23 protein-coding genes are annotated in these 18977 nt (G+C 71.5%); 13 read left to right on the top strand and 10 right to left on the bottom strand.

Annotated features, from left to right (window positions below):
- Window positions 1-193: 193 nt before the first annotated feature.
- Window positions 194-1102 (top strand): pyridoxal 5'-phosphate synthase lyase subunit PdxS, encoded by a 909-nt coding sequence (gene pdxS, locus ACRAKI_RS24975; RefSeq protein ID WP_447002948.1) that lies wholly within the window; start codon window positions 194-196, stop codon window positions 1100-1102.
- Between the two features lie 273 nt (window positions 1103-1375).
- Here the strand turns inward: pdxS and ACRAKI_RS24970 are convergent, their stop codons facing one another.
- The gene (locus tag ACRAKI_RS24970; RefSeq protein ID WP_447002947.1) at window positions 1376-1537 is read right to left on the bottom strand and encodes a hypothetical protein; all 162 of its coding nucleotides are present in this window, start codon (window positions 1535-1537) and stop codon (window positions 1376-1378) included.
- A gap of 151 nt (window positions 1538-1688) precedes the next feature.
- On the opposite strand from ACRAKI_RS24970, the gene ACRAKI_RS24965 reads away from it, so the two are divergent.
- The gene (locus ACRAKI_RS24965; RefSeq protein ID WP_447002037.1) at window positions 1689-2603 is read left to right on the top strand and encodes an IS982 family transposase; all 915 of its coding nucleotides are present in this window, start codon (window positions 1689-1691) and stop codon (window positions 2601-2603) included.
- A gap of 17 nt (window positions 2604-2620) precedes the next feature.
- Here the strand turns inward: ACRAKI_RS24965 and ACRAKI_RS24960 are convergent, their stop codons facing one another.
- Complete coding sequence (locus ACRAKI_RS24960; protein ID WP_447002946.1) at window positions 2621-3178, bottom strand: helix-turn-helix domain-containing protein; 558 nt, start codon at window positions 3176-3178, stop codon at window positions 2621-2623.
- A gap of 56 nt (window positions 3179-3234) precedes the next feature.
- Between ACRAKI_RS24960 and ACRAKI_RS24955 the strand changes: the two genes are divergently transcribed.
- Together ACRAKI_RS24955 and ACRAKI_RS24950 are read left to right on the top strand one after the other, a co-directional pair.
- The gene (locus ACRAKI_RS24955) at window positions 3235-3912 is read left to right on the top strand and encodes an AzlC family ABC transporter permease (protein ID WP_447002945.1); all 678 of its coding nucleotides are present in this window, start codon (window positions 3235-3237) and stop codon (window positions 3910-3912) included.
- Window positions 3909-4217 carry an AzlD domain-containing protein gene (locus tag ACRAKI_RS24950; protein WP_447002944.1) on the top strand — a complete coding sequence of 103 codons (309 nt, stop codon included), beginning with the start codon at window positions 3909-3911 and terminating at the stop codon, window positions 4215-4217. The genes ACRAKI_RS24955 and ACRAKI_RS24950 overlap by 4 nt, the downstream gene beginning before the upstream one ends.
- A gap of 3 nt (window positions 4218-4220) precedes the next feature.
- On the opposite strand, the gene ACRAKI_RS24945 is transcribed toward ACRAKI_RS24950, so the two are convergent.
- Window positions 4221-4598, bottom strand: a complete 378-nt coding sequence (locus tag ACRAKI_RS24945) for a DUF6292 family protein (RefSeq protein ID WP_447002943.1) — start codon at window positions 4596-4598, stop codon at window positions 4221-4223.
- 19 nt (window positions 4599-4617) lie between these two features.
- A complete protein-coding gene (locus tag ACRAKI_RS24940; RefSeq protein WP_447002942.1) occupies window positions 4618-6504 on the bottom strand; it encodes an acyl-CoA dehydrogenase family protein in 1887 nt (628 codons plus the stop codon).
- Window positions 6505-6645: 141 nt separating this feature from the next.
- On the opposite strand from ACRAKI_RS24940, the gene ACRAKI_RS24935 reads away from it, so the two are divergent.
- A complete protein-coding gene (locus ACRAKI_RS24935; RefSeq protein WP_447002941.1) occupies window positions 6646-8238 on the top strand; it encodes a M28 family metallopeptidase in 1593 nt (530 codons plus the stop codon).
- 54 nt (window positions 8239-8292) lie between these two features.
- On the opposite strand, the gene ACRAKI_RS24930 is transcribed toward ACRAKI_RS24935, so the two are convergent.
- Window positions 8293-8766, bottom strand: coding sequence for an Lrp/AsnC family transcriptional regulator (locus ACRAKI_RS24930; RefSeq protein WP_447002940.1), 474 nt, complete (start codon window positions 8764-8766; stop codon window positions 8293-8295).
- 74 nt (window positions 8767-8840) lie between these two features.
- Here ACRAKI_RS24930 and ACRAKI_RS24925 point away from each other — a divergent pair, with 74 nt between their 5' ends.
- From ACRAKI_RS24925 to ACRAKI_RS24910, 4 genes are all read left to right on the top strand, one after another.
- Window positions 8841-10064, top strand: coding sequence for a trans-sulfuration enzyme family protein (locus ACRAKI_RS24925; protein WP_447002939.1), 1224 nt, complete (start codon window positions 8841-8843; stop codon window positions 10062-10064).
- A 453-nt stretch (window positions 10065-10517) separates the two neighbouring features.
- Window positions 10518-11123, top strand: a complete 606-nt coding sequence (gene pdxT, locus ACRAKI_RS24920; protein ID WP_447002938.1) for a pyridoxal 5'-phosphate synthase glutaminase subunit PdxT — start codon at window positions 10518-10520, stop codon at window positions 11121-11123.
- A gap of 18 nt (window positions 11124-11141) precedes the next feature.
- The gene (locus tag ACRAKI_RS24915; protein ID WP_447002937.1) at window positions 11142-11891 is read left to right on the top strand and encodes a YebC/PmpR family DNA-binding transcriptional regulator; all 750 of its coding nucleotides are present in this window, start codon (window positions 11142-11144) and stop codon (window positions 11889-11891) included.
- A gap of 117 nt (window positions 11892-12008) precedes the next feature.
- Window positions 12009-12533, top strand: a complete 525-nt coding sequence (locus ACRAKI_RS24910) for a DUF4262 domain-containing protein (RefSeq protein ID WP_447002936.1) — start codon at window positions 12009-12011, stop codon at window positions 12531-12533.
- A 50-nt stretch (window positions 12534-12583) separates the two neighbouring features.
- Here the strand turns inward: ACRAKI_RS24910 and ACRAKI_RS24905 are convergent, their stop codons facing one another.
- Both ACRAKI_RS24905 and ACRAKI_RS24900 read right to left on the bottom strand, forming a co-directional pair.
- Window positions 12584-13117, bottom strand: a complete 534-nt coding sequence (locus ACRAKI_RS24905) for a TIGR03086 family metal-binding protein (RefSeq protein ID WP_447002935.1) — start codon at window positions 13115-13117, stop codon at window positions 12584-12586.
- A gap of 138 nt (window positions 13118-13255) precedes the next feature.
- Window positions 13256-14095 carry an NAD(P)H-binding protein gene (locus tag ACRAKI_RS24900; RefSeq protein ID WP_447002934.1) on the bottom strand — a complete coding sequence of 280 codons (840 nt, stop codon included), beginning with the start codon at window positions 14093-14095 and terminating at the stop codon, window positions 13256-13258.
- A gap of 176 nt (window positions 14096-14271) precedes the next feature.
- Here ACRAKI_RS24900 and ACRAKI_RS24895 point away from each other — a divergent pair, with 176 nt between their 5' ends.
- The 3 genes from ACRAKI_RS24895 to ACRAKI_RS24885 all read left to right on the top strand — a co-directional run bounded on the left by ACRAKI_RS24895 (window position 14272) and on the right by ACRAKI_RS24885 (window position 15757).
- On the top strand, window positions 14272-14598 hold the full coding sequence (locus ACRAKI_RS24895) for a winged helix-turn-helix transcriptional regulator (protein ID WP_447008502.1): 327 nt from the start codon (window positions 14272-14274) through the stop codon (window positions 14596-14598).
- 194 nt (window positions 14599-14792) lie between these two features.
- Window positions 14793-15275, top strand: coding sequence for a hypothetical protein (locus ACRAKI_RS24890; protein WP_447002933.1), 483 nt, complete (start codon window positions 14793-14795; stop codon window positions 15273-15275).
- The gene (locus ACRAKI_RS24885) at window positions 15272-15757 is read left to right on the top strand and encodes a hypothetical protein (protein ID WP_447002932.1); all 486 of its coding nucleotides are present in this window, start codon (window positions 15272-15274) and stop codon (window positions 15755-15757) included. Before ACRAKI_RS24890 ends, ACRAKI_RS24885 begins: the two co-directional genes overlap by 4 nt.
- 53 nt (window positions 15758-15810) lie before the next feature.
- On the opposite strand, the gene ACRAKI_RS24880 is transcribed toward ACRAKI_RS24885, so the two are convergent.
- Window positions 15811-17025 (bottom strand): cytochrome P450 family protein, encoded by a 1215-nt coding sequence (locus ACRAKI_RS24880; protein ID WP_447002931.1) that lies wholly within the window; start codon window positions 17023-17025, stop codon window positions 15811-15813.
- Between the two features lie 55 nt (window positions 17026-17080).
- Between ACRAKI_RS24880 and ACRAKI_RS24875 the strand changes: the two genes are divergently transcribed.
- Complete coding sequence (locus ACRAKI_RS24875) at window positions 17081-18136, top strand: TetR/AcrR family transcriptional regulator (protein ID WP_447002930.1); 1056 nt, start codon at window positions 17081-17083, stop codon at window positions 18134-18136.
- Here the strand turns inward: ACRAKI_RS24875 and ACRAKI_RS24870 are convergent.
- Both ACRAKI_RS24870 and ACRAKI_RS24865 read right to left on the bottom strand, forming a co-directional pair.
- Entirely contained in the window at window positions 18108-18584 is a 477-nt protein-coding gene (locus ACRAKI_RS24870) for an acyl-CoA thioesterase (RefSeq protein WP_447002929.1), read from the bottom strand. The genes ACRAKI_RS24875 and ACRAKI_RS24870 overlap by 29 nt on opposite strands.
- 10 nt (window positions 18585-18594) lie before the next feature.
- Window positions 18595-18969 (bottom strand): hypothetical protein, encoded by a 375-nt coding sequence (locus ACRAKI_RS24865; RefSeq protein ID WP_447002928.1) that lies wholly within the window; start codon window positions 18967-18969, stop codon window positions 18595-18597.
- Between the last annotated feature and the right edge of the window lie 8 nt (window positions 18970-18977).

The raw sequence follows: 18977 nt of genomic DNA, 5'->3' as shown, positions 1-18977 counted from the left end.
GAGTCGCGACCAGGGCTGTGGCGCGGTGTCGGCGTGCCGGTGGTGGAGGTCGCGAACCGGAGGGTGGCCCAGGCCACTACCTGCGAAGGGAGGGGAAGTGGCCTGCCGAGAACGGGCGTGATTGGCATGCTTGGGCGGTCCACGTCGCCCGTAACATGGAGGTGTAAGTCCTCTACTTCGAGAAAGGTTGGCCGTGACCACTTCACCCGACACCGGCACCCAGGTCACCGGCACTTCCCGCGTCAAGCGGGGCATGGCGGAGATGCTCAAGGGCGGTGTGATCATGGACGTGGTCAACGCCGAGCAGGCCAAGATCGCCGAGGACGCGGGCGCCGTGGCGGTCATGGCGCTGGAGCGGGTCCCCGCCGACATCCGCGCGCAGGGCGGCGTGTCCCGGATGAGCGACCCGGACATGATCGACGGCATCATCTCCGCGGTGTCCATCCCGGTGATGGCGAAGGCGCGGATCGGCCACTTCGTCGAGGCGCAGGTGTTGCAGGCGCTCGGCGTGGACTACGTCGACGAGTCCGAGGTGCTGACCCCGGCGGACTACGCGAACCACATCGACAAGTGGCAGTTCACCGTGCCGTTCGTGTGCGGTGCGACGAACCTGGGTGAGGCGCTGCGGCGGATCACCGAGGGCGCGGCGATGATCCGGTCGAAGGGCGAGGCCGGCACCGGCGACGTCTCCAACGCCACCACGCACATGCGCAAGATCCGAGCCGAGCTGCTGCGGTTGCAGAACCTGCCGACCGACGAGCTGTACGTCGCCGCCAAGGAGCTCCAGGCCCCGTACGAGCTGGTCCGCGAGGTGGCGGAGGCCGGCAAGCTGCCGGTCGTGCTGTTCACCGCGGGCGGCATCGCCACCCCCGCCGACGCCGCGATGATGATGCAGCTGGGTGCGGAGGGCGTGTTCGTCGGGTCGGGCATCTTCAAGTCCGGCAACCCGGCGCAGCGCGCCGAGGCGATCGTGAAGGCGACGACGTTCTACGACGACCCGGACGTGATCGCGAAGGTGTCGCGCGGCCTCGGTGAGGCGATGGTCGGCATCAACGTGGACGAGATCCCGGAGCCCCACCGCCTGGCCGAGCGCGGCTGGTGATCCTGGCGCGGTAGCGCTTCGCGATGACGACGGCCCGCCGGCACCCGGCGGGCCGCAGTCGTTCAGGTCAGGAAATCGGGTAGACCTCGACCTGGCTGATGACTGTTGGAACCGGTCATCTTCTCGTCGCAGGCGAGGAGCGGAACGTCCAGTTGCTCCGCGAGCGCCACGTAGAGCGAGTCGAACGCGGACAAGCTGTGGCGGATGGCCCACCGCGTTCGAGCAGCTCGCGATGAGCGAAGCGCTCGATGGGTGCGTCCTGCACGTTCTGCATCACCGAGGCCGCCTGTTCGCTCGTCGGCTTGCCACTGAGGTCCAGGCCTCGGATGACCTTGAAAGCGACATGCCCTCGGCGTTCGCTCCTGCCTGGAGGGTGTCGACCACGTCGGCGGGCACGTCGCGGATGTGGACCGGCTTGGTGTCGCGCTCGCTCATGCCTTCGACTGTAGGTGCGCGGTTGCCGTCTGCATGCAAGATCCATCGGTCGGTTCACCGCTCGACTGGATCGCTCGAACTGCGTTCTAGATGATTGATTCCAAGGGGTAGGCACCTGGAGATGTGGGGCGAGGGTGTCGATGTACGGGTTGTGACGACCGACATTGACACCCTCGCGACCGCACTCTATGTCAGAACCGACGACCTATTGAGGGACGCGCCGCACCTCGCGCCGTGGCGTCCGAAGGTCGGCCTGCGACCCCGCCTGACCGACGCGGAGTTGGTCACCCTGGCGGTGATGCAGGCCCTGCTCGGATTCACCTCCGAGGCCCGCTGGTTACGCCACGCCCGCGCGCATCTAAGGCATCTGTTCCGCTACCTGCCCCTACAGCCCGGCTACAACAAGCGGCTGCGCAAGGCGTCCGGCCTGGTCAAGGCGGTCATCCGGCTGTTGGCCGTCGACACCGCACTGTGGACCGACGACGTGTGGGTGGTCGACTCCACGCCGGTGGAGTGCGGCCGGTCGCGGGAGACCACGCGACGCTCCGACCTGGCCGGATGGGCCGAGTACGGTTACTGCGCTTCGCACTCCCGCTTCTTCTGGGGCCTGCGGCTGCACCTGGTCTGCACCCTGGGCGGCCTGCCGATCGCCTTCGCGTTGACCGGCGCGAAGGCCGACGAACGCACCACCCTGCTCGGTATCCTCGACGCCGACCCGACGCTCGCGGTCGAGCGTCCCGGCCAGGTCCTGATCGCCGACCGGCAGTACTACGGCCGCGACTTCGAACACGCCCTGGCCGACACCGGCCTCCGGCTGCTGCGCCCGGCACGCAAAGGCGAAGCCGAACGGCCCGGCGCAGCCCTGTTCAAACCACTGCGCCAGACCATCGAGTCGATCAACCAGACCTTCAAAGCCCAACTCGACCTCGAACGACACGGCGGACGCACACCCACCGGGGTCATCGCCCGCGTCCTGCAACGCATCCTCGCCCTGACCGCCGCCATCTGGCACAACGACCACACCGACCAGCCGATCAAGCGCTCCCTGACCGCCTACGACCACTAACCCTTGGAATCAATCATCTAGACGTGCTCCGAGACCAGCAGGGCGGTGGTTCCCCGTTCGAGTGCCTGTGCCGTGTGCGGGATGTCGCCGGGGTAGACGAGGTAGTCGCCGGGGCCGAGTTCGACCGGTTCCGTCCGCGGTCCGGCGAGCATCCGGCCGGTGCTGACGATCACGTGTTCCACGGTGCCCGACATGTGCGGCTCGGATTCGCGGGCCGTGCCCGGTTCCAGGCGGAGCATGTAGATGTCGCGGCGCGCGCCGGGTGGGCAGGACGCGAGCAGGGTCGCGGTGTAGTTGGCGCGTTCCGAGTAGATCGCCGGGCCCTCCCCGGCGCGGATCACCTGGACGCGGCCAGCCGGGGGGTCGACCAGGCGCGAGAACGGCACGCCCAGCGCCACGCCCAGCGCCCACAGGGTCTCCACGCTGGGGTTGCCGCTCGCCGCCTCCAACTGGGACAGCGTCGACTTCGCGATCCCCGCCCGCTTGGCCAACTCGCTCAGCGACAGCCCGGCGCGTTCGCGCTCGCGGCGGAGCGAAGCTGCGATGACCTGCAGCGGCGCGCCTGTGTTCGACATGACAGTCCAATCGTTCGGCTTGACGAACGGCCTTCCGCTGTTCATCGTAGAAGACGATGCGTTCGACATGGCGAACCCTGGACCCCGAGCTGCTGCGTGACGTCTCCGCGGTGGCGGCCGGTGCCGCCGTCAGCGGCGCCTCGTTCGGCGCGATCTCCACCAGCGCGGGGATGTCTTGGTGGCTCCCCGTCGTGATGTCCCTGCTCGTCTTCGCGGGCGGCTCGCAGTTCATGGCGGTCGGGGTGGTCGCCGCCGGCGGCAGCCCGGCCGCCGCGGTGGTGGCCGGGCTCCTGCTCAACGTCCGCCACCTGCCGTTCGGCCTGGCCATCGGCGACGTGCTGGGCAAGGGCCTGCTCCAACGGCTCGTCGGCAGCCACCTCCTGATCGACGAGACCACCGCCTTCGCGCTGGCGCAACCCGACCCGCGCAAGGCCAAGACCGCCTACTGGCTGTGCGGCGTCTCCCTGTTCATCGCCTGGAACGCGTCGGTGGTCGCCGGCGCGCTGATCGGGCAGACCATCGGCGACCCGAACGCCCTGGGTCTGGACGCGGTGTTCCCCGCGGCGCTCCTCGCGCTCCTGCTGCCAGCCCTCAAGGACGCCGCCACCAGGAACGCCGCCCTGCTCGGCGCGGCCGTCGCGCTGGCCGCCACGCCGTTCCTGCCCGCCGGCGTCCCGGTGCTGTGCGCGGTGGTAGGTCTGCTGGTCACCGCACGTCAGAGGGTGCCGGCATGACCCTGACCGCCATCCTGGTGCTCGCCGCCGGCACCTACGCGTTCCGGCTCTCCGGCCCGCTGCTGCGCGACCGGCTGAAGCTGTCCGACCGGGTCAAGCTGCTGATGGCGACCTCGGCGACGGTCCTGCTGTTCGCGTTGGTCGCCACGTCGACCCTGGCCAAGGGCCAGGGCTTCGCGGGCTTCGCGCTCCCGATCGGGGTGCTGGTCGGCGGTGTCGCGGCGTGGCGGAAGGCGCCGTTCGTGGTGGTGGTCGTGCTCGCCGCCGCGACGACCGCCGGCCTGCGGTTCGCCGGCATGTCGTAGGAACTACAAGTACTCGCTCAGCCGGGAGGCGAGCCGGTGCCGGTCGCGGGTGCCGCCGAGGTCGGGTTCGGTGCTGCCCGGCTTGCCCGCCAGCACGTCGTCCACGAACTTCGCCACCGCGTCCGGCGGCGGCACGAGGGGCAGGCCCAAGTGGGCCACCACGACCGGCTTCTCGGTCGGGTCGGTCTCCACCGCGATCGACCAGCCGCGCTGTTCGCTCCAGAGCAGCATCAGGTCGCGTCCCGGCCCTTCCAGGCCCAGGTACGCCGTGGCGGTGTCGCTGACCTCGAACTCGGTGCCCTCGGGCGGCACGCCGACCTCTTCGGCCACCGCTCGCACGTACCGGGCCAGACCGAGACTGATCTGCGCGCTGTCATCCATAACGCCTATTCTGGACCTTTCAGACGCTTATCGGGGCCGTGAGCAACGTCTCCGGGATGCCGAAGGCGTCGACCAGGGTCCTCGCGTGCGGTCGCAACCGGCCGCAAAGCTCGTTCACCGCCTGCGAAACGGCCTTCGCCCGCTGCGGCGTGAGCCGGCCGTGCTCCAGGAACCAAGCCCGGTCCGCTTCGATCGTGCTCAGCGCGTACAGGTCGCACACCTGGTCCAGCAGCGTCGCCGCCGACGGGTCGCCGCACCGGTCCACCGCCGCCACGAAAGCCTCCAGCACCACCCGGTCCACGTGCACGCGCGCGGCGTGCAGCACGTGGTCCTGCGCGGCGTTGAACACGTCGAACGCGTTCTCCGCCGACGCCCGCCGCAGCCGCCGCGCCAACCCCTCCAGCACGTGCTTCTCGCGGTCCTCGAACTGCCGCAGCTGCCAGCCCCGGTCCAGCAGCGCGTCCGAGCTGCCCGACACCAGCCGGTCGATGATCGCCCGAGCGGCCGTCCGCTCGATCACCACGCTCACCGCCTGGTCGGCCACGAACCGGGCCATGCCCCACGGGTCCAGGTCGCCGACGTGATCGCGGTAGCTCGTCAGCAGCCCCTTCGCGACCAGCTGCAACAACACCGTGTTGTCGCCCTCGAACGTGGTGAACACGTCGGTGTCGGCCTTCAGCCCGGCGATCAGGTTCTCCGACAGGTACCCCGCGCCGCCGCACGCCTCGCGGCACGTCTGGATCGTCTGCGTCGCGTGCCAGGTCGCCACCGCCTTCAGCCCGGCCGCCCGCGACTCCAGCTCGCGCTGCTGCCGGTCGTCGCCCACGTCGTGCAGCGCCGCCACCATCTCCTCCTGCGCGAAGTGCAACGCGTAGGACGTCGCCAGCGCGGGCAGCAGCCGCCGCTGGTGGGCCAGGTAGTCGAGCACCACGACCTCGGCGCCGGTGTCCGGCCGGGTGAACTGCCGGCGCGTGTCGCCGTACCGGACGGCCAGCGTCAACGCCTTCTTGGTGGCACTGCCCGCGCCGCCCGCCACGCTGATCCGCCCGCGCACCAACGTGCCGAGCATGGTGAAGAACCGGCGTCCCTCGCCTTCGATCGCGCTGGAGTACGTGCCGTCGGGCGCGACGTCGCCGTACCGGTTGAGCAGGTTCGCCCGCGGCACGCGCACCTCGTCGAACCACAGCCGCCCGTTGTCCACGCCGTTCAGACCGGCCTTCGGCCCGCAGTCCTCGATCCGCACGCCCGGCGTCGGCGCGCCGTCGCCATCCCGGATCGGCACCAGCACCGCGTGCACGCCGCGCCCCTCGCCGCCCGTCACCAACTGCGCGAACACCACGGCCATCCGCCCGTCACGGGCCGCGTTGCCGATGTAGTCCTTGCGCGCCGACACGTCCGGCGTGTGCACGACGAATTCCTCGGTGGACGGATCGTAGGTCGCCGTGGTGCGCAGGTTCTGCACGTCCGACCCGTGGCCGGTCTCGGTCATCGCGAAGCAGCCCGGCAACTCCAGGTCGATGATCGCGCGCAGGTACCGGTCGTGGTGCTCGGCGGTGCCCAACGCCTGCACCGCGCCGCCGAACAGGCCCCACTGCACACCCGCCTTGACCATCACGGACAGGTCGCCGAACCCCAGCACCTCGAACGCCACCACCGAGCCGCCCACGTCGTCCCGGCCGCCGTACTCGGCGGGGAACCCGATCAGCGGGTGACCGCCGTCGGCCAGCGCGTGCAGCTGCTCCAGCACCCAGGCCCGGTAGTCCTCGCGGCCGAGGTCGCCGGGGTGCTTGAGCCCGGCGAGGAGTTCCATCGAGCTGCGGCGGAGCGCCCCCCAGCGGCCGTCGAGCAGTTCGCGCAGCGCGTCCACGGTCGTCTGGTTGCCGGCGTCGTCCTCGGTGATCCCCATGCCCCCTTGCTAACACACGTTCACCGCACCGGCTTGACGGCGTGCGTCCGACGCCAGGGTGGCTGTGGGCTGATCGGTGTAACAGAGGACCCACGTTCGGGCGACCCCATCAGTGGTGCCCGTCACACATGGAGGCAAGTCATGTCCTCTCGTACCCGCCGCGGGCGGCTCGCCGTCACCTCCGCGCTCGTCCTGACCGCGCCACTCCTCGTGGTCGGGCCGGCCGCCGCCGATCCGAACAACAACTCACCCGACAAGCTCACCAGAGCCGTCACGCTCGACGGCGTGATGCGCCACCTCGACGCGTTCCAGGACATCGCCGACGTCCACGGCGACCGGGCCGCGGGCAGGCCCGGCTACCGGGCGTCCGTCGACTACGTCGTCGACACCCTCACCTCCGCCGGGTACTCGCCCACCGTGCAGGAGTTCGAGTTCCCCTACACGGAGGAGAAGTCCGAGCTCCAGCAGCTCGCGCCCACGCCCAGGACCTACGTCGCGGACCGCGACTTCACCCGCAACGGCTTCACCCCGACGTTCACCGGCGAGGCCACCGGCACCGTCACGCCCGTGGACGTGGTCATCCCGCCCGGCCCCGACGCGAACTCCAACTCCAGCGGCTGCGAGGCGGCCGACTTCGCGGGGTTCGCGGCGGGCGACATCGCCCTGCTGCAACGCGGTTCGTGCGGGTTCGCCCAGAAGGCGCTCAACGCGCAGGCCGCGGGCGCGGCCGGTGTGATCCTGTTCAACGAGGGCCAGCCGGGCCGCACGGGCCTGTCCACGCCCGTCGGCGACACCCCCGGCCTGGCGATCCCGGTCGTCTTCGCCACGTTCGCGGTCGGCGCGGAACTGGCCGCCGAAGGGCCGCGCACGGTCCGGGTGAAGGTCGACTTCGTGTCCGAGACCCGCACCGCGTGGAACGTGTTCGCAGAGTCCCGCGCGGGTCTCGCCGACAACGTCGTGATGGCGGGCGCGCACCTGGACAGCGTCCAGGACGGCGCGGGGGTCAACGACAACGGCACCGGTTCCGCCGCGCTGCTGGAGGTCGCGGTCAAGATGGCCAAGGTGAAGCCGAACAACCTGGTCAGGTTCGGCTGGTGGGGCGCGGAGGAGGAGGGCCTGCTCGGCTCGGAGCACTACATCGCGACCCTGCCGCAGGCCGAGCGGGACCGGATCGCGCTGTACCTGAACTTCGACATGGTCGGCTCGCCGAACCACTTCAACGGCGTCTACGACGGCGACAACTCCAGCGGCACGGCCGCGCCCGGCTTCATCCCGCCCGGCTCGGCGGAGATCGAGGACGTGTTCGAGAAGTTCTACGCCGACCGGGGCGTGCCGTCGGAGGACACCGAGTTCTCCGGCCGGTCCGACTACGGCCCGTTCATCGCCGTGGGCATCCCGGCCGGTGGCCTGTTCACCGGGGCCGAAGGCGTGAAGACCGCGGCGCAGGCGGCCAGGTACGGCGGGGTGGCGGGCGCGTCGTTCGACCCGTGCTACCACCAGTCGTGCGACAGCCTCACGCCCGTCGCGGACGGCGCCGACGCGGCCCTGTACGCGCAGCTGGCGGCGGGCTACGACCTGCGCGGCAACGTCAACGCGGAGGCGCTGGACGTCAACGCCGACGCCATCGCCGCGGCGGTCATCACGTTCGCCTTCGACACCTCGACCGTGAACGGCGTCCGCTCGCCGGGCAAGTCGCACGGCGCGGGCACGTCGTCGGTGCGGATCACCGCCTGACCGGACGTGGGGTCGGGGCGCGAAGCCGGGCCCCGACCCCACGCCTCCACCGGCTCAAGACCACCGGTCGTCTCCCGCCGGCGGCACGGTGTGCTTGCGGACGTGCTGGAACAGCAGGTTCGTCTGCACCTCGCTCACCTCCCGCCGGGTGGTGAAGCGGTCCAGGACCAGGCGTTGCAGGTGGGCCGTGTCGGCCACGGCGACGTGCACCAGGAAGTCCTCCGGGCCCGCCACGTGCGACATCGCGAGCACCTCGGGCAACGACAGCACGTACTCCATGAACGGCTCCACGATCGCCCTCGTGTGCGGCCGGACCCGCACCGCGATGATCGCCTGCACGGGCCGCCCGACGGCGGCCAGGTCGACCTCCGCGTGGTACCCCGTGATCACGCCGCGCTCGCGCAGCGCCCGGTGCCGGACCACGCACGTGGACGCCGCCACGTTGACCCGGTCCGCGAGGTCCTTGTTGGGCAGCCGTGCGTCCTTCTGCAGCTCTTGCACGATCGCCGCGTCCACCGAATCCAGCACGTCGAACCCCTCCGCCCGCCGAACAGCCTGCGGAAGTTTCCCCCCACGGCCGACGACAAGTCCACGATTCGGGCATGACGCGGTTGCGAACGACGGCGGTGCACGGTGGGCGCGACGACCTCGCCGACCTGGGCGTGCACGCCCTGCCGATCGATTTGTCCACCACCTACCCGATCCCGGACCAGACCGAGGGCGGCCACGCGCTGCAGGCGTTCGCCGAGGGCGCGGCACGGGCCACCTCGCCGGTCTACTCCCGGCTGCACAACCCGACCGTGGCCCGGTTCGAGCAGGCCCTGGCGGCGCTGGAGGGCACGTCGGCCGCCGTGGCGTTCGGCAGCGGAATGGCCGCCGTGACCGCCGTGGTGCAGGCCGCGTGCGTGCTGACCGGCAAGACGCACGTGGTCGCGGTGCGGCCCATCTACGGCGGCACGGACCACCTCCTGTCGTCCGGCCTGCTCGGCGTCCGCACCACCTACGCCGCCGCCGACGAGGTCGCCGCCGCGATCACCCCGCAGACCGGCCTGGTGGTGGTCGAGACGCCGGCCAACCCCAACCTGGACCTGCTGGACATCGCCGCGATCGTCGCGCGGGCAGGTGACGTGCCGGTGGTCGTGGACAACACGTTCGCCACGCCCGTGCTCCAGAACCCCGCCGCCCACGGCGCCACCTACGTGCTGCACTCGGGCACCAAGTACCTCGGCGGCCACGGTGACGTGCTCGGCGGCGTGGTGGCGTGCGACGAGGAGCGCGCCGCGCCGTTGCGCCAGGTCCGGATCATCACCGGCGCCGTGCTGCACCCGCTGGGCGGCTACCTCATGCACCGCGGCCTGGCCACGTTGCCGCTGCGGGTCGAGGCGGCCCAGCGCGGCGCGGTCGAGTTGGCGGCGCGGCTCGACGCGCACCCCGGCACCGGTCTGGTGCGGCACCCGAGCCTTCCCGGCGCCGACCCGGAAGGGCTGATCGGCACGCAAATGCGCGGTCCGGGCGCGATGCTCGCGTTCACCACCCGCGAGGACCCGGCCGCGGTGGTGCGCCGGCTGCGGCTCGTCACCCCCGCCGTCAGCCTCGGCTCGGTCGACACGCTGATCGAGCACCCCGCCGCGCTGACCCACCGGCTCGTGCCCGACGCCGCCCGCGAGGCGTCCGGCGTGCCCGCGAACCTGCTGCGCCTGAGCGTCGGCCTGGAGGACGTCGAGGACATTTGGGACGACCTCGACCAGGCCCTTTCCGGACCTTGTGAAGAGGATTACATCAAGTCTTCCTCAAGCGATTTCCGGGAGCCCGCCGCGAGCCACTAATGTCCGGTCGTCACGAATGAGCAGAGCGCCGCGGAGCCGGTCGCCGTCGGGTGCCCCAATCGGGCTGTGCGGCTGCCGGACCTGCCACAACGGGTCACCGCGCGCATCCGCTCCTGGTTCGGCGCGAAGGCGACGAGGTGCTGAACGCCGGTTGGCGGTGTTCCCGCGATTCGGTTCTCCACTTCGCGACCTCCTGTTCACCTCCGCGACGAATCCGGTGTTCGCCGGGTCCGTCCGGATCGCGTATGTCCCGGTGCTCGCCGTCCTGCCCTCCGTCGGGTGGCGAGCCGCCCACAGCCCGTCGTTCGGCGGCCCACCAGGCCGCCGAACGGGTCGCGGTGCGCGACCACTAGCGCGCCGCGGGAAGGCCGACCGGGTCGGGCGGGTGCCACGAGCACCCGTCCGACCCGGTCACCTAGGCTGGTGGGAGTTCAACGAGGAGGAATCCCAGCCGTGTCCGTCGTCGGTGTGCTCGCCCTCCAGGGCGACGTCCGTGAACACCTGGTGGCGTTGGCGGAAGCCGACGTCCTCGCCCGCCCGATCCGCAGGCCGGAGGAACTGGCCGAGGTCGACGGCGTGGTGCTGCCGGGCGGCGAGTCGACGACCATCAGCCGGCTGCTGGCCACGTTCGACCTGCTGGAGCCGCTGCGGGCGCGGATCAAGGAAGGCATGCCGGCCTACGGGTCGTGCGCCGGGATGATCCTGCTCGCCGACCGGGTCCTCGACGGCCGGCCCGACCAGCACCAGCTCGGTGGGCTCGACATCGTCGTGCGGCGCAACGCGTTCGGCCGGCAGGTGGATTCCTTCGAGTCCGATCTCGACTTCACCGATGTCGGCGACGTGCACGCGGTGTTCATCCGCGCCCCATGGGTCGAATCTGCCGGCCCAGAGGTGGAAGTACTCGCCCGGGTGCCCGAATCGGCGGACTCGGGAGAGGCCGCCGGTAGGATCGTCGCGGTTCGGCAGGGGCACGTGCTCGCCACCTCGTTCCACCCGGAACTGACCGGTGACGGGCGAGTGCACCGCCTTTTCGTGGACATGGTCCGTGCGGCGGGCTGAGTATTCGACGGAGGACACATGAGCGGCCACTCGAAGTGGGCGACCACCAAGCACAAGAAGGCCGCAATCGACGCCAAGCGCGGCAAGCTCTTCGCGCGCTTGATCAAGAACATCGAGGTGGCTGCCCGCACCGGCGGCAGTGATCCGGACGGCAACCCGACGCTGTACGACGCCATCCAGAAGGCGCGGAAGAACTCCGTGCCGCTGGACAACATCGAGCGTGCGCGCAAGCGCGGCGGCGGCGAGGAGGCGGGCGGCGCGGACTGGCAGACCATCATGTACGAGGGGTACGGCCCCAACGGCGTGGCGGTGCTGGTCGAGTGCCTGACCGACAACCGCAACCGGGCCGCGTCCGAGGTCCGCACGGCGATGAGCCGCAACGGCGGTTCGATGGCCGACCCCGGCTCGGTGGCCTACATGTTCACCCGCAAGGGCGTGGTGATCGTGCCGAAGGGCGACCTGGCCGAGGACGACGTGCTGATGGCGGTGCTGGACGCGGGGGCCGAGGAGGTCAACGACCTGGGCGAGAGCTACGAGGTCGTGTCCGAGGCCGGTGACATGGTCGCGGTGCGCAAAGCTCTCCAGGACGCCGGGTACGACTACGAGTCGGCGGAGGCGAACTTCCTGCCGTCGGTGTCCGTGCAGCTGGAGGCCGACGGCGCGCGGAAGATCTTCAAGCTGATCGACGCGCTGGAGGACTGCGACGACGTGCAGAACGTCTACGCGAACTTCGACGTCACCGACGAGGTGATGGCGGAGGTCGGCTGACCTCCTGTTCCGCAGCTCCGCGGTCAGCTCCGCAGCCCCGTGTCCGGTCGTGCCGGCGCGGGGCTGTCGGCGTGGGTGAGCGGTGCTTATGCGGGGTTAACGGCCTGGACAGGCAGAATGGGCCGGGTGTCGAGCCCTGCCGCCCCGAGCCCACAAGACATCAACCTGCGCAACTGGCTGCTGACCCAGGCCGAGGTCCACGGTCACGCGGTGGTCGCCGTGCCCGAGGACGCCGAAGGCGCCGGGTACTCGTTCTCCGTGGGCGCCTGGCGGAGGTTCGGCGTGGCCGAGGCGGTGGTGCTCGGGCTGCCCGAGGAGCACGCCAAGGTGCTCATCCACGCCTACGTCGACCGGGCCCGCAAGGGTGAGCGGTTCGTGCCGGGCCGGTTGTACTACGACTTCTTCGAGGGTGTGCCGATCACGTTCGAGCGCGTGTTCAAGGGCTTCTACCCGGAGTTCTTCGGCAGCGCGTTCCTGCTGTACGGCAAGGGCGACTTCGCCGCCCTCCAGATCATCGTGCCGACCGCCGAGGGTCGGTTCCCTTGGCACCACGACGCGCCGATGGGCTTCGGCGACTGGCAGCTGCTGCTGACCGAGAGCGGTCGGCCGGAGAGCTGGGAGCCGGGCGTCAACGGTCCGTGACCGGCGGCACGTCCTCCGGGGCGCGTGACGGCCCAGCCGGTCGGCGGACCTCAGGGCGTGCGGCCGAGCAGGGCGATCAGCCTGGTCTGGGCGTCGGCGTCCGGCGGCACCGGCACCGGCGGGTCGAACAGCCCGCTCGCCGCCCACGACTCGGCGTTCGGCTCGATGTACTCCAGCACCGCCTCGGCCACGTCCGGGTCGATCCGCTCGTCCGCCCCGATGGCACGCGCCAGGTCCCAGGCGTGCACGGCCAGGTCGGTCGTCATCTGCCAGCCGTACTCGGTGGCCGGCGACCTGCCGGAGCTCAGGTGCACCGACTTCAGCAACGCCTTCGGCGCGATCCACGCCTCCCTCGCCGCAGCCGCCGCCAGCACCCACGAGTGCAGCGGGTCCTCGCCGAGCTGGTCGCCGTCGAAGCGGTCGCCCACCTGGTCGACCGTGCAGCCGGCCAGCAGCTCCGGCGCCCAGAGCTGCTCGTGGACCAGGTGGTTGACCAGGTCGCGGACCGTCCACTCCTTGCAGGGAGTGCCCCACTCCCACTGCTCGGGGCGCACCCGGCGCACCCGCGAGTCGAACTCCGTCATCGCGCGTCCGTGAGCCTCGATCAGATCCACCCCACGAGTGCACCAAACGTTGCACCGAACCGCACCCCGAGCCGGTGGGTCGCGGCCGGGTGACCGCGCGCGGATTGATCTAGTGCACCCGTACGGCGTAACGAAGGGTCACTTGAACGCGGCGGCGTTGCGCGCGGCCCAGTCGGCGAACGCGCGGGCCGGACGGCCGACGACCCGTTCGACGTCCGGGCTCACCCGCTGCTCCTCGGCCGACGGCGTGCCCAGGACGCCGAGGGTGGCGTCCACGACCGGCTCGGGCATGAACCGCAGCAACTGCGCCCGTGCCTCGTCACGGGTCCGCTCGACGAACCGGACCGGCTCGCCCAGCACGTCCCCGATCGCCGCGGCCTGCTGCCGCGGTGTGATCGGGGCCGGTCCCGTCAGCACGTACGTCGCGCCCGCGTGACCCGGCTGCCGCAGCGTCACGGCGGCCACCTCGGCGATGTCGTCCGGGTCGACGGTCGGCAGCGCGACGTCGCCGAACGGCGCCGCGACCACCCGCTCCGCGCGGATCGTCGCGGACCACGCGAAGGCGTTCGAGTCGAAACCGCCGGGCCGCAGCACCGTCCACGGCAGCCCCGCCCCCTTGACCGCGTCCTCCAACTCCGACGGGTGGCGGCCCGTGCCGACGCCCTGCGACGACAGCAGGACGACCCGCTGGACGCCACCGGCCCGCGCGAGGTCGAGGACGTTCTCCAGCACGGTCCCGTCGCCGCCGGCCGCCATCCAGTCGGCCGTGGCGGTCAGCAGGAACAGCGCGTCGGCGCCGTCGAGCGCCGGCTTGAGGCTTTCCGGCTCCATCAGGTCCGCCGCCAGCGTGCGCACCCCGTCCGGCACGTCCACCGCCGAGACCTTCCGCGACACGGCCGTCACCTGCTCACCGGCCACGTCCAGTGCCCGCACGAGCGTCCGGCCGACGTTCCCCGTCGCCCCCGTCACCACGATCATGTCCACTCCCGAGTGGTCGAGTCCTGCGTACTCGGGGGAAGTTACTGTCCTCGATATAGTAGGTACCTAGAGGAAAGTAATGGCGGAAGGGGCTCGCTGTGACCAGCGGCACGACGTGGACGCCCGGTGCGGCGTCCGATCCGGAGCAGGCCTGCCCGATCGCGCCGGTGGTCGACATGGTGTTCAGCCGGTGGACGACGCCGATCCTGTGGACGCTGAACGCGTCCGGTCGGCTGAGGTTCGTGGAGCTGTCCCGCCGCATCACCACGATCACGCCCAAGGTGCTGACCCAGCGGCTGCGGCAACTGGAACGCGACGGGCTCGTCACCCGCACCTATCACGCCGAAGTCCCGCCGCGAGTCGAGTACGAGATCAGCGAACTCGGCCGCAGCCTCGCGCCATTGTTCGCGGCGTTGGCCGAGTGGTCGGCGGTGAACCTGGAGAAAGTCGAGCAGGCCCGGCAGGAGCACGATGCCGGAGAACGGGTCGGCCGGCGCAAGTGAGTGCGCTCGGGAGTCCGCAGAAATGCGGATAAAGCGCAACGACCCGCCGCGGCGGCGGTGCGGCGGGTCGTTGCGCACCACAAGCATGCACCACGTTCCTGAATGCCGGCTGGTGGTTTCCCCGAACGGGTATCGATTCGTCACACCCGAAAACGCTTCGCCCTCTCGACCCGGCCGCACTACGCTCCAGCGCGATGACCGCCGTCCTCTGGCTCCTCGGCCCGTCCGGCGTCGGCAAGTCCACGGTCGGCTGGCTGGTCTACCGCGCGCTCGACCGGGCCGCCTACGTCGACGCCGACCAGCTCGGCCTCTGCTACCCGGGCTCCGCCGACGACCCGGAGAACCACCGGGTCAAGTCGGCCGCGCTCGGTGCGCTGTGGCCTGACCTCGAAGGCGCCCCGCTCGTCGTCTCCGGCATCCTCGACACCGCCGCCACGGCCCGCCGCTACACCGACCGGCTGCCCGGCGCGGACGTCACGCTGTGCCGGCTGCGGGTGGACCGCGCCGAACTGCGCGCCCGGTTCCTCGGTCGGGGGTGGCTCACCGACCAGGTCGACCTGGTCCTCGACGAAGCCGACGAGCTGGACCGCGCCGACTTCGCCGACTGCACCGTGGACACCGGTGGCCGCGCGCCGGCGGAGGTCGCGGCGGACGTGCGGGCGAGGTGGCGCGGATGACCGTCCTCTGGATCGCCGGACCGCGCGCGGTGGGCAAGTCGGTGGTGGGCTGGGCGGTGTTCACCCGCCTCACCGCGACCACCAAGTCCGCCTACGTCGACCTCGCCCAGATCACCTTCACCACACCGCCGCTCGACGCGGCACGCACCGCACGCCGGCTCGACGCGGTCTGGCGGGCCCATCGTGACGAGGGCGCCCGGCACCTCGTCGTCTCCGGTGACCACGGCGACTTCCTGCCGGGGGCGAAGCTGTGCCGGCTGCGCGCGAGTCACGACGAACTGGTGGCGCGCCTGCTCATGCGCGGCAGGGGAGAGGGGCCGCCGATCCCCGGTGACGACCTCCGGGGACGTCCGGCGGACGACCTCCGCCGGCTGGCCGTTCCCACGCCGGTGCCGGACGACGCCGATCTCGTGGTCGACACCGACGGTCGGACCGTCGAGGACATCGCGGACGAGATCACCGCCGAGTTCTTCGGCCCCTGATCCCCCGCTCACCGCATGACCACCACCTGGTCGCTCGCCGGGTCACTTCCGGGTCACTTCCGGGTCCGGACGACCAGCGAGGCCAACCGCCACGTGCCGCCGTCCGGGATGGCCCGCGGCTGCTCGGCCAGGGCGAGGTCCGGGAACCGTTGCAGGACAGCGGAAAGCGCCACCTCGGTCTGCACCTTGGCGAACGCCGCGCCGAGGCAGAAGTGCGGGCCGTGCGAGTACCCGAGGTGCCCGCCCGAGGGCTCGCGCGTGACGTCCAGCTCGTCCGGCCCGGTGAACACGCGCGGGTCGCGGTTGGCGGACAGGATCCCCGCCATCACCGGCTGACCCTTGCCGATCACCACGTCGCCGAAGGCCACCTCCTCCTGCGTGTACCTGGGCGCGGCGAGCAGCTGCGGGCCGACCCACCGGGTCAACTCCTCCACCGCGCGCGGCATCAGGCCGGGGTCCGCCCGCACCGCCGCCACCTGGTCGGGGTGGGTGAGCAGCGCTTCCAGCCCGTTGACGATGAGGTTCGCCGGCGTCTGCCCGGCCAGCACCAGCTGCCAGACCAGGGTGACCAGCTCGGCGTCGGAGAGCCGGTCGCCGTCGTCGTCCTGCGCGCGCAGCAACTGGGAGATCAGGTCGTCCCCCGGTGACGTCCGGCGCAGCTGAACGGCCGTCTTCGCACCTTCGACGATCCCCGGGATCGCGGCGAGGAACCCCGGTCCGTAGCCCGCCACCACGGCCACGCCGTACTCGCGCCACCGCGGCCGGTCCTCGGCGGGGATGCCCACCAGCTCGCAGATCACGTCCATCGGCAGCGGCCGGGCGAAGTGCGGCATGAGGTCCACCGTGTCGCCGTCCGGCAGGGCGTCGAGCAGCGCGGTCACGATCGCCTCGATGCGCGGCCGGAAGCCCTCGGCCCGCCGCGCGGTGAACGCGGGCGCGGCCAGCCTGCGCAGCCGGACGTGTTCGGGGCCTTCCATCTCGGACATCGTGCGCAGGTAGGGCAGGCAGTGGTCCGGGATGCCGGGCGGGCGCATGAAGCTGTTCGCGTTCAGCTGGAAGCGGGGGTCGCCGAGCATCGCGCGGGCGTCCTCGTGCCGGGTCAGGATCCACAGGTCGCCCATGCCGGGCACGGGCATCCGCGCCACCGGCGACTCCTCACGGGCCTTGGCGTAGGCGGTGAACGGGTCGAGCAGCACGTCGGGGTTGGCGGGGTCGATCTCGGGGACGGTCAACGCGGGCCTCCGGATGTTCACATCAGATGTTCTCATCATCTGAATGGTGACGGTATCTTGATCCCGTGACGCGTGGCAAACGGGGTGCTCGATGGCGCGGCTGAGCAGGGCGGAGGCGCAGGAGCGCAACCGGGCGCGCGTGCTGGACGCGGCCCGCACCGAGTTCGCCGAACGCGGATTCCGGGACGCCAAGATCGACACGATCGCCCAGCGGGCCGAACTCACCCGGGGCGCGGTGTACTCGAACTTCCCCGGCAAGCGCGCGCTCTACTTCGCCGTGCTGGCGGACCTGGCGGAGCGCGCGACGGCGCCGTCCGACCCGCATCGCGGCTCGGACGTCCGCGAAGCCCTCGGCGCGCTGGCCCGCGCCTGGGTCACCTCGCTCAGCCACGACGCGCTGACGCGCGACTTCATGCCCGAGGTGGTCGCGGAGGAGGTGACGCGGCGGCCGTTCACGCAACTGCTGAAGCTGGACGCCGTGCTGCTGAGCCTCGCGATGGAAGCCCTGGACCGGGTCGTGCCGCAGCCCGGCTCGCCGCCGTTCAGGATGGTGCGCAAGGCCGAGGTCGTGCTCGCGACCCTGCACGGCGCGAGCCAGTTGGCCACCGCCGCGCCCGGTTTCCTGGAGCCGTTCGACGTGGTCAGCGCGTGCGAGCAGTTGGCGGGCCTGGAGTTGAGCGACTGGTGGCCGCTGCCCGTCCGCGCGCCCGTGCGGCGGGAGGACGGGCCGTGGGCGCCGCCGACCGTGGTCGACCTCGTGCGCGGTGAGCCGGTGACGCCGGACGGGGACGGCGTCGTCGTCGTGCTGGGTCTCAACCGGCTGGCGGCGGTGGAGGAAGCGGTGCGGACCGGCGCGCGGGTCACCCTCGCGATGGTCACCGGCACGCCGGCGGAGCTGGCCCCGCTGGCACGGCTGGTGACGGCGCAGCTGTGCGTCAGCCTGCGGCAGGCGTTCCCGGTCCACGCGTGGCCCGCGATCCGGGTGGTGTGCGACGAGGACGGCGCGTTGGCGGGCGCGGCGGGCGTGCCGGCGGTGAGCGACGAGACCGAGACCGCGGTCCGCGTCGAAGGGGGCCGGGTCGTGGCTCGGGCCGAGGGCTCAGGCGCGGGTCACGCGGTCAGCTCCGGGGCGCGGGTGCGGACGTAGGCGCTGTCCTCGGGGCCGGGGTGGTCCGGGACGTGGCCGGACGGCGTTCCAGCACCTTGCGGAAGTCCGCCGGGATCGGGGTGCTGCGCAGCTCCGGCGTGCCGAACGAGACGTAGCGGTTCCAGCCGGTGACGACCGGTGTGCCGTCCACGTCGCCCTCGAACCCCATGGTCAACGTGGTGGTGCCGAGCGTCCGCACGCGCACGGAGATGCGCAGCAGGTCGTCGAACCGGGCCGGGCTGAGGTACCGGATGGAGGTCTCGGCCATCACGAAGTCGATGCCGTGCTTCTCCAACTCCTTGTAGGACCCCAGCAGCGACCGCAGCGTCTCCACCATCGCGGCCTCGAAGAAGACCCCGTAGCGCGAGGCGTGCACGATCCCCTGGCGGTCGCAGTCGACCGGGCGCACCCGCACCCGGTGCACGTGGGCAGGTCGCGGGTCAGCCATGTCGGCGATCCTATGGGGTCGCGGCAACGGCCTGCTTCGGCCTGGCGGCGGCTGCTCCGAGTGACGCCGCGACCAGCCGCCCGGCCGGGACCAGCAAGATCACCGCCGGCGGCGGCCAGGCGGTGAGCAACGCGCCGCCGCCCGCCGCGCCCGCCGCGAACGCGCCGACCTCCCGGCTCGCCCCGGTGGTCGACACCTGTCCTGACAATCCCTCGGGCGTGTACCGCCGGCGCGCCGTGATCGTGGCGGTCAGTGTCGGCCCCTGCGCCAGGCCGCTGAGCACCGCCAAGCCCACCAGCACCGCGAAGTGCGCGGTGGTCGCCAGGGCGCGAGCGTCACCCCGTATAGCGCGATGGTCGTGAAGACCACCCGTTCGGGACGCCACCGCGGCAA

It is taken from the genome of Saccharothrix isguenensis (assembly GCF_052936305.1).
The sequence above is the reverse complement of the archived record's forward strand: the minus strand, read 5'-3'. Positions and strand labels throughout refer to the sequence as shown.